Genomic DNA, 13,858 nt, shown 5'->3' with positions numbered 1-13,858 from the left:
CGCCCACCTGCTCCGTACGCGTGCAGCGCTCACCGATGTTCTCCGATCCCCCGGGCCCGATGCCTCGTGCGTGTGTCACAGACGTCACACAGCCGGAGTCAACGTATGGGCGGTATGTCCGATCAGGCAACCACGTCCGGGGGACCCGCAGGTTGCGAACGGGTGAACGGGCGCGGCGCACGCGGACGCACGACGGCCCCGGGCGGCACCGTGAGGGTGCCGGCCGGGGCCGTCGGGGCGGGTCAGGCGCGCAGGGTCGCGCCGAACCGGCGCTCCGCCTCCTCGACGACCGCCGCGCGCACCGCGGCCGTCTCGTCCGCCGTCAGCGTGCGGTCCGCGGCACGCAGCCGCAGCGCGAACGCCAGCGACCGGTGGCCCTCGCCGACCTGCTCGCCCGTGTAGACGTCGAACAGCCGCGCGCTCTCCAGCACGTCCCCCGTCGGGCTCGCGGCAGCACCGGCCCGCACGGCGGCGAGCACCTCCGCGACCGGCACGTCGGCCGGCACGACGAGCGCCACGTCCTCCTTGGCGACCGGGAACGTCGACACCTCGCGGGCGACGACCTCCCCCGCGGGCGCCGCGGCCAGCAGCACGTCGAGGTCGACCTCGAACGCGCACGCCCGCGCCGGCAGCCCGAGGGCCCGCACGACGTTCGGGTGCAGCTCGCCCGCGTGGCCGACCAGCGCGCCGTGCGCCGTCCGGAACCGCGCGCACCGGCCCGGGTGCCACGGCGCCCGGTCCGCGTCGGCCTCGACGACCAGCTCGACGCCCAGGGTCTCCCCCAGCAGCCGGACCGCGTCGATCGCGTCGGCGTGGTCGGCCGGACGGCCCGCGCCCCACCAGCCCGCGGGCTCCCGCTGGCCGGTCAGCACGCCGGCCACCTGCCGCGGCTGCGCCGGGACGGCAGCGCGGATCGCGTCGAGCACGTCCGCGGACGGCCGCTCGGCCACCGGCGGCACCGGGGCGGCGGGCGTCCCCGGGCGGGGCAGCGTGACCGCCCCGACCTCGAACACCGCGAGGTCGGACGCCCCCCGCGCGACGTTCCGGCGGGCCGTCTCCAGCAGCGTCACCAGCAGCGACGTGCGCAGGTACGGCTGCTCGGCCGACATCGGGTTCGCGAGTCGGAGCATCGTCCGGCGGGCGTCGTCCGCCGGCAGCGCGAGCGCGTCGAGCTGCGCGGTCCCCACGAACGGGTACGACAGCGTCTCCACCCAGCCGGACCCCGCGAGGGCGTCCGCGACCCGCCGCCGGCGACGCTGCGCCGGGGTCAGCCCGAGGCCCACCGGCGAGCGCGGCGCCACCGACGGGATCGCGTCGTACCCGTGCAGGCGCGCGACCTCCTCGACCAGGTCGACCGGGGCCGCCAGGTCGGGGCGCCACGTCGGCACGGTCACCGCGACGACGGCGTCCTCGCCGGTGCCCGCGACCTCGCCCACGGTGCAGCCGATCGCCCGCAGGTACCCGGTCACCGTCGCGGCGTCCAGGTCCAGGCCGATCAGCCGGGACGGCAGCGCCAGCGGCAGCCGCAGCACGGGGGCGGGCGTGGTCGCGTCGACGTCCGTCAGCACCGGGTCGGGCGTGCCGCCGCCGTGCTCGACGAGGAGCTCGACGACCCGCGCGACCGCCACGCGGGGCAGCTGCGGGTCGACGCCGCGCTCGAACCGCTTGGCGGCCTCGCTCGGCAGCTTGTGCCGACGGGCCGTGCGCGCGACCGTCACCGGGTCGAAGTGCGCGGCCTCGACCAGCACGTCCGTGGTCGTCGCCGACACCTCGGTGTCCGCGCCGCCCATGACGCCCGCGAGCCCGATGACGCGCGCGGCGTCCGGGCCGTCGGTGATGAGCAGGTCCTCGGCGTCGAGCGCGCGGTCCACGCCGTCGAGGGTCGTGAGCCGCTCGCCCGCGCGGGCGCGTCGGACCGTGATCGGCGCGGTCAGCGACGCCAGGTCGTAGGCGTGCAGCGGCTGGCCGAGGTCGAGCATCACGTAGTTCGTGACGTCCACCGCGAGCGAGATCGGCCGCATGCCCGCCTGGGTCAGGCGCTGCTGCATCCACGACGGCGACGGGGCGCTCGCGTCGATCCCCCGCACCACGCGGGCGACGAACCGGTCCGCGCCGGGCACGCCGTGGATCGGCGCCTCGTCGCGGACCTCGACGGGGAACCCGCCCGTGGTCGCCACGTCCGCGTCCGCACCCGGCGCCGCGAGACCGCGGTCGGTGAACACCGCGCCGGTCGCGTGGGAGTACTCGCGGGCGACGCCGCGCATCGCGAAGCAGTAGCCGCGGTCCGGCGTCACGTTGATCTCGAGGACCTCGTCGCCGAGGCCCAGCAGAGCGCGCGCGTCCGTCCCCGGCGCCGCCTCGATGCCGACCTGCGCCAGGACGATGATGCCGTCGTGGTCGTCGCCCAGGCCGAGCTCGCGCGACGAGCAGATCATCCCGTCGGACACGTGGCCGTAGGTCTTGCGGGACGCGATCGCGAACGGCCCCGGCAGCACCGTGCCCGGCAGCGCCACCACGACGTGGTCGCCCACGTCGAAGTTGTGCGCGCCGCAGACGATGCCCCGCGGGGTGCGGGTGCCGTCCTCGGCCGTGCCGTTGTGGTCGCCCACGTCGACCTGGCACCAGTTGATCGTCTTGCCGTTCTTCTGCGGCTCCGGCACGCGCTCGACCACGCGGCCGACGACCAGCGGACCCGTCACCGCGGCCGGGTGGACGGCCTCCTCCTCGAGGCCGACGCGGACCAGGTCCGCCGCCAGCCGCTCGGCCGTGAGGTCGTCAGGGAGCTCGACGTGCTCGGCGAGCCACGTCAGGGGGATGCGAGGCATCAGATCACCGCCCGGAACTGGGTGGAGAAGCGCACGTCGCCCTCCACCATGTCGTGCATGTCCGCGATCTCGTGGCGGAGCATGAGCGTGCGCTCGATGCCCATCCCGAACGCGAAGCCGGAGTACACCTCGGGGTCGATCCCCGCGGCGAGCAGGACGTTCGGGTTGACCATCCCGCAGCCGCCCCACTCGATCCAGCCGGGACCGCCCTTCTTCTGCGGGAACCACAGGTCCATCTCGGCGCTCGGCTCCGTGAACGGGAAGAACGACGGACGCAGCCGGGTCCGGGCCTCCGGGCCGAACATCGCCTTCGCGAAGTGGTCCAGGGTGCCCTTGAGGTGCGCCATCGTCAGGCCCTTGTCGACCGCGAGGCCCTCGACCTGGTGGAACACCGGGGTGTGCGTCGCGTCGAGCTCGTCGGTGCGGAACACCCGGCCCGGGCACGCGATGTAGACCGGCAGGTCCCGCTCCAGCAGCGACCGCGCCTGCACGGGCGACGTGTGCGTGCGCAGCACCAGGTGCGGGTCGGGCTCGCCCTCGGGCGCCGCCACGTAGAACGTGTCCTGCATCTGGCGCGCGGGGTGGTCCGGGCCGAAGTTCAGCGCGTCGAAGTTGAACCACTCGGCCTCGACCTGCGGGCCCTCGGCGATCTCCCAGCCCATCGCCACGAACACGTCGGCGACGCGCTCCTGCAGCAGCTCCAGGGGGTGCCGGGCGCCGCGGGCCGCGCGGTCCGACGGCAGCGTGACGTCGACCGACTCCTCGGCGAGGACGCGGGCGTCGCGCTCGGCGGCCAGCACCTCCTCGCGGGCGGCCAGTGCGGCGTTCAGGCGGCCGCGGGCCTGGCCGAGCGTCTTGCCCGCGACGGCCTTGTCGGCCGGCGCCAGGCCGCCGATCGCGCGGTTCGCCAGGGCGATCGGGCTGCGCTCTCCGGTGTGCGCGAGCCGGGCGGACTTCAGCTCGTCGAGGTCGCGTGCCGCGTCGAACGCGGCCAGCGCGTCGGACAGGGCGGCCTCGACCGCGTCGGCGTCGAGCGGGGACAGGGGTGTGTCGGGCGTGGACATCCGGACCTTCCAGGCGGGAGCGGCGGCCGGCGGGCGCACTCCGGCGCGAGCGTGCCGCGCGTGCGTGCCGACCAACGGGCGAGTGTAGTGGCGCCCGCTCCTGGGCCGGGGCACCGCTCGCCGCGTGGGACGAGCGGGACCGTCGTCGCGCGCCGGCGGTCAGCCGGCGACGGGCCCGGGAACGGGCCCGGGAAATCGGCGGCGGGGCGCTGCGGACGGCATGCCGCCATGGTGCCACAGCACGGGCGCGGCTCGGCGAGGCGTGCCTCGCGGGGTCAGTCGTCGCGGGGACGGTCGTCGCGGGGCCACGCCTCGGTGGGTCGTGTCGCCGCGGCACCGCCCAGCGGCCAGGTGCCCAGCGGCCGGTAGAGCGGCCCGCCCGCACGGCCCTCGCCCGGCAGCGACTCGGCCAGCACCAGCTCGGTCACCGGCCACCGCGGGCCCCGGTAGACGGCCAGCGCGTGCACGAGCAGGTCGTCCGGCGTCGGCGTGGCACGGTCCCGCCGGCGGGTGCCCCCGCGCACCGGCGCGACCCGACCGAGCGTGACGTGCGGGCGCGAGCGCTCCCGGTCGTCCTGGCGTGCCCCCACGTCGTCGCCGGCGTCCCGGCAGGCCGCGACCAGCGCGTGCACGGCGTCGAGGTCGCCCCCGACTCCCGCCCACAGCGTCCGGTGCGCGAACACGCCCGCGCCGGACAGGTGCAGCGCGAACGGCCGGGTGGTCGCCGCCACGTCGGCCAGCGCCCCGGCCAGGATCTCGGCGCGCCCGTCCCCCACGTCCCCGTAGAACGCGAGCGTGACGTGCCAGTTCTCGGCGGCCGTCCAGCGCACCCCCTCGGACCCGGCCCGGCCCGGCGCGTCCTCGGCGTCGACCCCGACGGCGGTCCGCAGCGACGCGGCGAGGTGCCGCCGGACCTCAGGAGCGGGCCACAGCCCCGCGAACACCCGCATCCGCCCAGCATGCCCGACCCGCGAGAGCGTGCGCGCGTGCGGTGCGCGAGGTCGGTGGTCCGGGCCGAGGTCGCCCCGTGGGACGGGCGACCTCGGCCGGGACGACCGATCTCGGCGGGTGGGGCGGAGGGTCGGGCTGGGGCAGGGGTCGGGTTGGGGGTCAGCGGTGGGCGCGGGAGGAGGCGTAGAGGCAGACCGCCGCGGCGGTGCCGAGGTTGAGCGACTCCGCGCGGCCCCGCAGCGGCACCCGCACGACGGCGTCGGCCCGGTCGCGGTCCTCGGCCGGCAGGCCCCACGCCTCGTTCCCGAACAGCCACGCCGTGGGCGCCCGCAGGTCCGCACCCGGAACGCCGGCACCGTCGGTCGCGCGGACCGCGGCGTCCTGCAGGTCGTCCAGGTCGAGGTCCCCGGCGCCGTCCGCCGCCAGCACCGTGAGCCCGGCGCCGCGGAGCGCCGTCACCGCGTCCGCCACCGGCACGCCCGAGACCACCGGGAGGTGGAACAGCGACCCGGCCGTGGACCGGACCACCTTGGGGTTGGTCGTCTCGACGCTGTCCCCCACCACGAGCACGGCGTCCGCGCCCGCTGCGTCGGCGACCCGGATGACCGTGCCGGCGTTGCCCGGGTCCCGGACCTGCGCGAGCACCGCGACGAGCGTCGGCCGGGTCGCGAGCACCGCGTCCAGCGCGTCCGCCTCCAGCGGACCGAGCAGGCCGGGGTGCCGCGCGCCGGGCTCGTCGGCGGACGCCACCGCGAGCACACCCTGCGCGTCCGGCGACATCGCGGCCAGCACGTCGTCCTCGGCCGGGTGCACGCGCACCCCGGCGGCGTCGGCGTCCCGGAGGATCTCCGCGTACCGGTCCGCCGCACCCGGCGTCAGGTAGAGGTCGTGCACGAGGTGCGGCGCCCAGTGCACGACCTCCCGCACCGCCTGCGGCCCCTCGACCAGGTACCGGCCCGCGCGCCGACGGCCCGCTCGGGTGGCGAGCGCGCGCACGGCCTTCACCCGGTCGGCGTGCGGGTTGGCGAGGGCAGGGCGGGCGGCGACGGGACCGTCGGCGGAGGCGTGGGGCACGACCCCATCCTCCCCTGCCCGACGCCTGCCCGGCACCTGCCCGGCGCCCCGCGTGCCGCCGGCGCGAGCGGGCAGACGCGCGAGACCCCCGGGAGCGGTGGCTCCCGGGGGTCTCGGCGGTGCGGGCGCCGGTCAGGCCGGCGTGCGCGGGGTGCTGCGGTACGTCAGGCGGCCGCGCGGGGCGCGTTGACGTCGGCCGGCAGCGCCTGCTTGGCGAGCGCCACCAGCGCGTTGAACGCGGGGGCGTCGTTCACGGCCATGTCGGCCAGGACGCGACGGTCGACCTCCACGCCCGCGAGCTTCAGGCCCTGGATCAGGCGGTTGTAGGTCATGCCCTGCTCGCGCGCAGCCGCGTTGATCCGCTGGATCCACAGCTTGCGGAAGTCGCCCTTGCGCGCCTTGCGGTCGCGGTAGGCGTACACGAGCGAGTGGGTGACCTGCTCCTTGGCCTTGCGGTACAGGCGCGAACGCTGACCGCGGTAGCCGGAGGCGCGCTCGAGAGTTGCCCGGCGCTTCTTCTGGGCGTTGACCGCCCGCTTCACGCGTGCCACGTGATGCTCCTTGCGTTGTTCTCAGGTCGGTGTGCTGCCGTGGCGCTCGCGCGCCGACGGGTCACTTGCCGAGCAGCTTCTTGATACGGGGGGCGTCGGCCGGGGTGACGACCTGGTCGCTGGCGAGACGGCGCGTGCGGCGGCTCGACTTGTGCTCGAGCAGGTGGCGGGCGTTCGCCTGCTCGCGCATGACCTTGCCGCTCCCGGTGATCCGGAAGCGCTTCTTCGCACCGGAGTGCGTCTTGTTCTTCGGCATGGCTGCCGTCTCTCCTTGTCGTCGCATCGCGCCGGGGCGCGACTCGTCCGTCCGGTCCCGGTGGGGTCCGGGCGTGGTGGTGCGGGTCAGGCTGTCGGCGTCCCGCCGGCGGACTGGCCCCGGGGGGCCGGTCGTGCCGAGGGGCGCGGGCTCGGTGCCGGGCGCGGCGCGGGCCGCGGGGTCGGCGTCGCCGACGGCTTGGGGGCCGCGGCGGGCTTCGGGGCTGCCGCCGGCTTGGGGGCCGGGGCGGGCGCTGCGGCGGGCTTCGGGGCGGCCGGAGCAGCCTTCGGAGCCGGAGCGGCCTTCGGGGCCGGTGCCGCCTTGGGTGCCGGAGCAGCCTTCGGTGCGGGAGCGGCCGCGGGCGCCGGGGCGTCCTCGGTCGTCGTCGCGGCGGGCTCCGCGGCCGGGGTCGGCTCGGCGGCCGGGGCGGCCGCTGCGGGAGCGGTCTCGACCGGGGCCGGGGCCTCGGTCGCCTCGGTCACGGGTGCCTCGGTCGCGGCGTCCTGGGCCTGCTCGTCCGCGGGGCGCTCCTCGCGGGCGGGGCGGGCACGACGCTGCTCCTGGCGCTGCTCGGCCTTCTTCTTGGTCGGGCCCAGCACCATGATCATGTTGCGGCCGTCCTGCTTCGGCATGCTCTCGATGAAGCCGAGCTCCGCGACGTCGGCCGCGAGCCGCTGCAGCAGGCGCACGCCCATCTCCGGGCGCGACTGCTCGCGGCCACGGAACATGATCATGACCTTGACCTTGTCGCCGGCCGCGAGGAACCGCTCGACGTGGCCCTTCTTGGTGCCGTAGTCGTGCGGGTCGATCTTGAGCCGGAAGCGGATCTCCTTGAGAACCGTGTTGCTCTGGTTGCGCCGGGCCTCGCGGGCCTTCATGTCTGCTTCGTACTTGAACTTGCCGTAGTCCATGATCTTGCAGACCGGCGGCCGGGCGTCCGGGGCGACCTCGACGAGGTCGAGGTCGGCGTCCTGGGCCAGGCGCAGTGCGTCCTCCACGCGGACGATGCCGACCTGCTCGCCGTTCGGGCCGACCAGGCGGACCTCGGCGACGCGGATCCGATCGTTGATGCGGGGCTCGCTGATGTGGTGCTCCTCGGTAGTCGTCGTGACGACCGCCTGGAACGAGGAAGGCCCCCGAACCTGGGCACAGGCGGGGGCCGACGGATCCACGGTGCGCCGCGTGAACGGTGCGCCGTACCGGCCGCTCCCCCACGAGGGGAACGACCGAGGACCGGGACCTGGACCCTGCTGCCGGCGAACCGGGCGGTCGGGACTCAGGTGGGATCGACTCCACTTGTGCACCCGGGTCGGCACGTCTCCTTGCGGACACACGTCAACCCAGGCCAGTCGGGGACCACAGTACCAGAAGCTCGAGCCGGACCTCCCCGGCGCCCCCGGGACGTGACACGCCGTCAGATCCATGCTTGAACAGTTCCAGAAAGCATGCCAGGCTGATGACATGCCCGTCGACCAGCACCTCTCTGGTCCGCACCCGGCGCACGACGCGCCCCCGGACCACGCGCACACCGCGCACCAGGACCCCGCGGAGACCCTCCGCGGCCGGGGCCTGCGGGTCACCGCGCCGCGGCTCGCGGTCCTCGAGGCCGTCGAGCAGGTGCCGCACGCCGACGCCGACGCCGTGCTCCGGCTCGCGCGCACCGTGCTGCCCACCGTCTCGGTGCAGGCGGTGTACGACGTGCTGCACGCCCTGACCGACGCCGGCATCCTGCGCCGCATCGAACCCGCCGGGCACCCGGCGCGGTACGAGCGCCGCGTCGGCGACAACCACCACCACGTCGTGTGCCGCGGCTGCGGCGCCGTCGACGACGTCGACTGCGCCACGGGCGCCGCGCCGTGCCTGACGCCCAGCTCGACGTCGGGCTTCACCGTCGAGACCGCCGAGGTCACGTTCTGGGGCCTGTGCCCCGCCTGCCGCGCCCGCTCCTAGACCGCGTCCCGCACCACCGACCCACCGACCCTCCCCGGTCGGGCGACCCCGCCCGTCCGGTCCCCGGCGTGCCCTCGACCGGCACGCCACCGACCCGGAAGGACTCCCCTGTGAACCAGGTCCGACCCACCACCACCAACTCCGGCGCGCCCGTCGCGTCCGACGCGCACTCGCAGTCCGTCGGCGCCGACGGCCCGATCGTCCTGCACGACCACTACCTGGTCGAGAAGCTCGCGCAGTTCAACCGCGAGCGCGTCCCCGAGCGCGTCGTGCACGCCAAGGGCGGCGGCGCCTTCGGCACGTTCACCACCACGGGCGACGTCAGCGCCTACACCCGCGCCGCGCTGTTCCAGCCGGGCGTCGCCACCGAGATGCTCGCGCGGTTCTCCTCCGTCGCCGGCGAGCACGGCTCCCCCGACACGTGGCGCGACCCGCGCGGCTTCGCGCTGAAGTTCTACACCTCCGAGGGCAACTACGACCTCGTGGGCAACAACACCCCGGTGTTCTTCCTGCGGGACGGGATCAAGTTCCCCGACTTCATCCGGTCGCAGAAGCGCCTGCCCGGCTCGAACCTGCGCGACAACGACATGCAGTGGGACTTCTGGAGCCTGTCGCCGGAGTCCGCTCACCAGGTCACCTGGCTGATGGGCGACCGCGGCCTGCCCCGGTCCTGGCGGACGATGGACGGCTTCGGCTCGCACACCTACCAGTGGATCAACGCCGACGGCGAGCGGTTCTGGGTCAAGTACCACTTCACGACGCAGCAGGGCATCGACAACCTGACGGCCGACGAGGCCGCCCAGCTCGCCGGGTCCGACGCCGACCACCACATCCGCGACCTGTTCGACCACATCGCCGCGGGCGACTTCCCCCGCTGGACCCTGTCGGTCCAGGTGATGCCGTACGAGGACGCGAAGACCTACCGGTTCAACCCGTTCGACCTGACGAAGGTCTGGCCGCACGCGGACTACCCGCTGATCGAGGTCGGCGTGATGGAGCTGAACCGCAACCCCGAGAACTACTTCGCGCAGATCGAGCAGGCGACGTTCGCGCCCAGCAACTTCGTCCCCGGCATCGCGACCAGCCCGGACAAGATGCTGCTCGCGCGGATCTTCTCCTACGCCGACGCGCACCGGTACCGCGTCGGGACCAACCACCAGCAGCTGCCGGTGAACGCCCCGCGCTCCGAGGTGAGCACGTACTCCAAGGACGGCGCCGCGCGGTACGCGTTCAACGCCCCCGAGGTGCCCGTGTACGCGCCGAACTCCCTCGGCGGACCCGCGGCCGACCCGGCCCGCGCCGCCGAGTCCCCGGGCTGGGAGTCGGACGGCGAGCTCGTGCGCTCGGCCGCGACCCTGCACCCGCAGGACGACGACTGGGGCCAGGCCGGCACCCTGTACCGCGAGGTGTTCGACGACGCCGCGCGCACCCGGTTCCTCGAGACCATCACCGGGCACGTGGGCGCCGTGAAGAACGACGTGATCCGCGCCCGGGCGATCCAGTACTGGACGAACGTCGACGCCGGCCTCGGTGCCGCCCTGGCCGCGGCGATCGCCGGCACCGACCTGCCCGAGGAGAACGGCGAGCCCGCGACCGCGAGCACCCCGGTCGCCTGACCCCGCCGCACCCGGCACGACGCGCCCGCCGACCCGACCTCGCCGTCGGGCCGGCGGGCGCCGTCGCGCGCGGGGACGCGCGTCGGGCGCGCCCGGTGAGAGGATCGGCCGCATGAGCGAGACCCCCGACACCTCCACCGCCACCCGCGACATCGCCGACGTGGCGGCGGTCGAGGTCATCACCACCGCCGCCGTGCACCTGATGAGCGCCGCCGCCGTCAAGTGCGGGCTCTCCCCCGACACCGACGACACGACCGGCGCCGACTACCTGGACCTCGACGAGGCCCGCAAGCTCATCACCGCGCTCGCCGCGCTGGTGACGGCCTCCGCCCCGGACATCGGCAACCAGCACGCCCGGTCCCTGCGCGACGGGCTGCGGTCGCTGCAGCTCGCGTTCCGCGAGGCGAGCCCGTTCCCCGACGCGCCGGGCGAGGGCCCGGGCGAGAAGTTCACCGGCTACGTGTCCTGACCCCGCACCGGGGCGCTCCCGGCGTCCGCCCGGGCGCCCGCGCCGCACGTCGGCCCGGGCGCCCGCGCCCCACGTCGGCCCGGGCGCCCGCGCCCCACGTCAGCCCGGGTGGACCGTGCGGGAGGCGGCGTCCGGCAGCGGGCGGGCCGGGACGTCGTCGGCGCCCGCCGGAGCCGGGCTCGGCACGATCCCGCCCGGCGCGGTCGACGGGTCGCGCGGGACCGTCAGGTGCAGCGCCTCGGGGGCGACGTCCGCCGCGGTCCCGTCCGCCGCGGTCCCGTCCGCCGGGGTCCCGCCCGCCGACGCCCGCCGGGCCGCGCTCCGCCGCCGGACCAGCGCGAGCACGACCAGCCCGGCGACCGCGAGGACCAGCCCCGCCCCGCCCGCGGCGGCGAACCCGCCCCAGGGGCCGGTCCCGTCGATCACCGCGCCGACGAGCGGCGCCCCGAGCGCGGCACCGACGGTGTTGGCGGTGCCGCTCCAGCCCATGATCTCCCCGCGCCGGTGCTCCGGGACCATCCGCACCAGCGACGCGTTGATCGCCGACAGCGCCGCCGCGCACGGCAGGCCCGCCACCACGACCGCGACGGCGAGCTGCAGCTGGGTCTGGGCGAGCGCGGCCGGCAGCGTCGCCGCACCCAGCAGCGCGACGAGGGCGAGCGGGTGCAGCTCGCGCTTCTGCGCGCCGTAGACCAGACCGCCGACGACCGACCCGACGCACCACAGCGCGATCATCCAGCCGACCGCGGACTCGCGGTCCCAGCCCTCCAGCGCGGCGACGATGCCGACGTCCGTGCCGTTGAGGATCAGAGCGGCCGCGGAGGCGGCGGCGAGCACCACGAGCAGGCCCGGGGTCAGCAGGCGCGGGCGCCGACCCGCCGGCTCGGGAGCCGCGGCGCCGTCGGCGGACCGCGTCGGCGGGTCGAACCACATGAGCAGCAGCCCCGCCGCGACCGTCGACGCGCCGACCAGCGTCAGCGCCGCGGTCGTCGAGACCTGCGTCGCCACGAGCACGCCGAGCGTCGGCGCGAGCATGAACGTCATCTCGGTGCCCACCGAGTCCAGGGCGTACGCGGTCCGTTGCTGCTCCGGCGGCACCAGCACCGCGAGGGACTGCCGCACGACGGAGAACACCGGCACCAGGAACACACCCGCGACGACCGCCGCGCCGAGCAGCGCCTCGTAGCCGAGCCGGGGCGCGATCAGCCAGACGGCGGACTCGACGAGCACGGAGGGCAGCAGCGCCCGCCGCAGACCCAGCCGGTCGACCCGCCGGCCGCGCCACGGCGAGCCGATCGCGACGCCGACCGTCATCGCCGCCGCGACCAGGCCCGCCTTCGCGTACCCGAGGCCGAGCGGGCCCACGACGTGCAGGGTCAGCACGACACCGGTCATCGCGTGCGGGATGCGCGCGACGAACGCGACCAGGACGAGGGGCAGCACGCCGGGCAGCCGCAGCAGCCGGGCGTAGGGGGCGAGGGACACCCCTGGATTCTCCCGTGCGGCGACACCCGTCGACGCCCGCGCTGCGCCGAGCGGGTGGGCGCGCGGCCGTGATCTTGCGCACGGTGGCGACCGGCGACCGTATGGTGGTGCCGTGACGTCTGCGACCGGGCCGCACGACCCGATCGGCCCGCCGCGGCCGGACGGGTCCTCGTCGTGGGCTCCGTCGGGCGCCACGACCACCCACCCCGCCGAGCCGCCGGCCACCCCGGGCGAGCACGCCCACGTCGCCCCGCCGCCCGCACCCCCGCGGCACCGGCGCCGCCCCTGGGCCGTCATCGCGCTGTCGGTGCTGCTGGTGCTCGTCACCGCGCTGAGCGCCTACCTGTGGGTCCGGACCGTCCGCTACGAGGAGTACGCGCAGGACGTCGAGGACCAGGGCCGGGCGATCGGCTCCGACCTGGCGACGCTGCGGTCCCAGCACGAGGGCACCCTCGCGGAGCTCGCCGCCGTGAACGAGCAGCTCACCACCGCCCAGGGCCGGATCACCGAGCTGGCCGACGAGAAGGCCCAGGTCGGCGACGACCGCGAGGTCCAGCGCCAGCTCGTCGACTACCAGGCGCGGATCTCGCAGGCCGCCGCGAACGTCGCGTCCGCGCTGTCCACCTGCATCGACGCGCAGAACCAGCTCATCACGTACCTCGGCAACGCCGCCGCGTACGACCCCGCGGACCTCGAGCGGTTCAAGGGCGACGTCCAGGGGGTCTGCGCCACCGCGACCGAGGCCAACACCGAGCTCCAGCGCCAGCTCGCCGCCGGGACGCGCGGGTGACGCGACGTCGCGCCGGCGCCGCGGGTGCGGTGGCCGTGCTGCTCCTCGCGGGCTGCGGCGTGCTGCCGGCGATGCCCGGACCCGTCCCGACCGACCTGGTCCCGTCGTCGGCCCCGGTCGCCACGCCGTCGTCCACCGGCAACCTGTCCCCCGACGGCTTCGACTCGGCGCAGCGGATGGCCGTGCGGATCCGCAACGTCGGCTGCAACTCGCTGTCCACCGGCTCCGGCTTCGCGATCGACGAGACCACCCTCATCACGAACCGGCACGTCGTGGCGGACTCGGCCGACCTCCAGCTGAGCACCTACGACGGCCGGGACGTCGCGGTCACCGCGTCGTCGACCGCGGCGATCGCGGACCTGGCCGTGGTGCGCACCGCCGACGCGCTGCCGTCCGCGCCGGGCCTGGCCGAGGCGGACCCGGACCCGGGCGACGAGGTGACGGTCGTGGGCTACCCCCAGGGCGGCGCGCTCAGCGTCACCACGGGGCAGGTGATCGGGGCGACGACCGACCCGCTGAACGAGAACCTCGGCGAGGTGCTGGTCACGAACGCCGAGGTCGAGCCCGGCAGCCTCCGGCTCCGCGGTCCTCGACACCGAGGGCCGGGTCATCGGGGTCGTGTACGCGAAGAACTCCACCGGGCAGAGCTTCGTGGTGCCGGTCAGCACCCTGCGCCAGCTGCTCGCGGACGACACCGCGTTCACGCCCAGCACGTCCTGCGCGGGCTGACCTGCGCGGGCTGACCTGCTCGCGGGGCCTGGTGCGGGCGGGGCCTGGTGCGGGCGTGGCCGCCGTGCCACGGTGGACGGACCAGCCGACCGACCCGC

Annotated in this window: 13 protein-coding genes; 5 read left to right on the top strand and 8 right to left on the bottom strand. The window is 75.8% G+C overall.

Going from position 1 to position 13,858, the window contains the following annotated elements; genetic code table 11:
• Positions 1-242: 242 nt before the first annotated feature.
• The 7 genes from pheT to infC all read right to left on the bottom strand — a co-directional run bounded on the left by pheT (position 243) and on the right by infC (position 7,893).
• Positions 243-2,825 (bottom strand): phenylalanine--tRNA ligase subunit beta, encoded by a 2,583-nt coding sequence (pheT, locus tag AC1VL8_RS12345; RefSeq protein WP_483075355.1) that lies wholly within the window; start codon positions 2,823-2,825, stop codon positions 243-245.
• Positions 2,825-3,889: a phenylalanine--tRNA ligase subunit alpha gene (pheS, locus tag AC1VL8_RS12340; protein WP_483075354.1), complete on the bottom strand. Its 1,065-nt coding sequence runs from the start codon at positions 3,887-3,889 to the stop codon at positions 2,825-2,827. The genes pheT and pheS overlap by 1 nt, the downstream gene beginning before the upstream one ends.
• Before the next feature lie 275 nt (positions 3,890-4,164).
• A complete protein-coding gene (gene thpR, locus AC1VL8_RS12335) occupies positions 4,165-4,839 on the bottom strand; it encodes an RNA 2',3'-cyclic phosphodiesterase (RefSeq protein WP_483075353.1) in 675 nt (224 codons plus the stop codon).
• A 160-nt stretch (positions 4,840-4,999) separates the two neighbouring features.
• The gene (locus AC1VL8_RS12330; protein WP_483075352.1) at positions 5,000-5,914 is read right to left on the bottom strand and encodes a TrmH family RNA methyltransferase; all 915 of its coding nucleotides are present in this window, start codon (positions 5,912-5,914) and stop codon (positions 5,000-5,002) included.
• A 164-nt stretch (positions 5,915-6,078) separates the two neighbouring features.
• Positions 6,079-6,465, bottom strand: a complete 387-nt coding sequence (rplT, locus tag AC1VL8_RS12325) for a 50S ribosomal protein L20 (RefSeq protein WP_389227737.1) — start codon at positions 6,463-6,465, stop codon at positions 6,079-6,081.
• A 61-nt stretch (positions 6,466-6,526) separates the two neighbouring features.
• On the bottom strand, positions 6,527-6,721 hold the full coding sequence (gene rpmI, locus AC1VL8_RS12320) for a 50S ribosomal protein L35 (protein ID WP_389227734.1): 195 nt from the start codon (positions 6,719-6,721) through the stop codon (positions 6,527-6,529).
• 86 nt (positions 6,722-6,807) lie between these two features.
• Positions 6,808-7,893 (bottom strand): translation initiation factor IF-3, encoded by a 1,086-nt coding sequence (infC, locus tag AC1VL8_RS12315; RefSeq protein WP_483075351.1) that lies wholly within the window; start codon positions 7,891-7,893, stop codon positions 6,808-6,810.
• A gap of 289 nt (positions 7,894-8,182) precedes the next feature.
• Between infC and AC1VL8_RS12310 the strand changes: the two genes are divergently transcribed.
• From AC1VL8_RS12310 to AC1VL8_RS12300, 3 genes are all read left to right on the top strand, one after another.
• Positions 8,183-8,671: a Fur family transcriptional regulator gene (locus tag AC1VL8_RS12310; RefSeq protein ID WP_483075350.1), complete on the top strand. Its 489-nt coding sequence runs from the start codon at positions 8,183-8,185 to the stop codon at positions 8,669-8,671.
• Between the two features lie 110 nt (positions 8,672-8,781).
• The gene (locus tag AC1VL8_RS12305) at positions 8,782-10,287 is read left to right on the top strand and encodes a catalase (protein ID WP_483075349.1); all 1,506 of its coding nucleotides are present in this window, start codon (positions 8,782-8,784) and stop codon (positions 10,285-10,287) included.
• 112 nt (positions 10,288-10,399) lie between these two features.
• The gene (locus AC1VL8_RS12300) at positions 10,400-10,756 is read left to right on the top strand and encodes a DUF1844 domain-containing protein (RefSeq protein ID WP_389227722.1); all 357 of its coding nucleotides are present in this window, start codon (positions 10,400-10,402) and stop codon (positions 10,754-10,756) included.
• A 99-nt stretch (positions 10,757-10,855) separates the two neighbouring features.
• On the opposite strand, the gene AC1VL8_RS12295 is transcribed toward AC1VL8_RS12300, so the two are convergent.
• The gene (locus tag AC1VL8_RS12295; protein WP_483075348.1) at positions 10,856-12,241 is read right to left on the bottom strand and encodes an MFS transporter; all 1,386 of its coding nucleotides are present in this window, start codon (positions 12,239-12,241) and stop codon (positions 10,856-10,858) included.
• Between the two features lie 112 nt (positions 12,242-12,353).
• Between AC1VL8_RS12295 and AC1VL8_RS12290 the strand changes: the two genes are divergently transcribed.
• Entirely contained in the window at positions 12,354-13,031 is a 678-nt protein-coding gene (locus tag AC1VL8_RS12290) for a hypothetical protein (RefSeq protein ID WP_483075347.1), read from the top strand.
• A complete protein-coding gene (locus tag AC1VL8_RS12285) occupies positions 13,028-13,774 on the top strand; it encodes a trypsin-like peptidase domain-containing protein (protein WP_483075346.1) in 747 nt (248 codons plus the stop codon). Before AC1VL8_RS12290 ends, AC1VL8_RS12285 begins: the two co-directional genes overlap by 4 nt.
• The last annotated feature ends 84 nt before the right edge of the window (positions 13,775-13,858 follow it).

The sequence above is a fragment of the Cellulomonas sp. KU4C genome, from assembly GCF_056868065.1.
Note: the sequence above shows the minus strand (reverse complement) of the source record. Positions and strands in the feature narration are given on the sequence as shown.

Coding starts and splice junctions, on each gene's coding strand:
- thpR (WP_483075353.1), bottom strand. CDS start 4,839: ATGCGGGTGTTCGCGGGGCTGTGGCCCGCTCCTGAGGTCCGGCGGCAC.
- AC1VL8_RS12310 (WP_483075350.1), top strand. CDS start 8,183: ATGCCCGTCGACCAGCACCTCTCTGGTCCGCACCCGGCGCACGACGCG.
- pheS (WP_483075354.1), bottom strand. CDS start 3,889: ATGTCCACGCCCGACACACCCCTGTCCCCGCTCGACGCCGACGCGGTC.
- rpmI (WP_389227734.1), bottom strand. CDS start 6,721: ATGCCGAAGAACAAGACGCACTCCGGTGCGAAGAAGCGCTTCCGGATC.
- AC1VL8_RS12300 (WP_389227722.1), top strand. CDS start 10,400: ATGAGCGAGACCCCCGACACCTCCACCGCCACCCGCGACATCGCCGAC.
- pheT (WP_483075355.1), bottom strand. CDS start 2,825: ATGCCTCGCATCCCCCTGACGTGGCTCGCCGAGCACGTCGAGCTCCCT.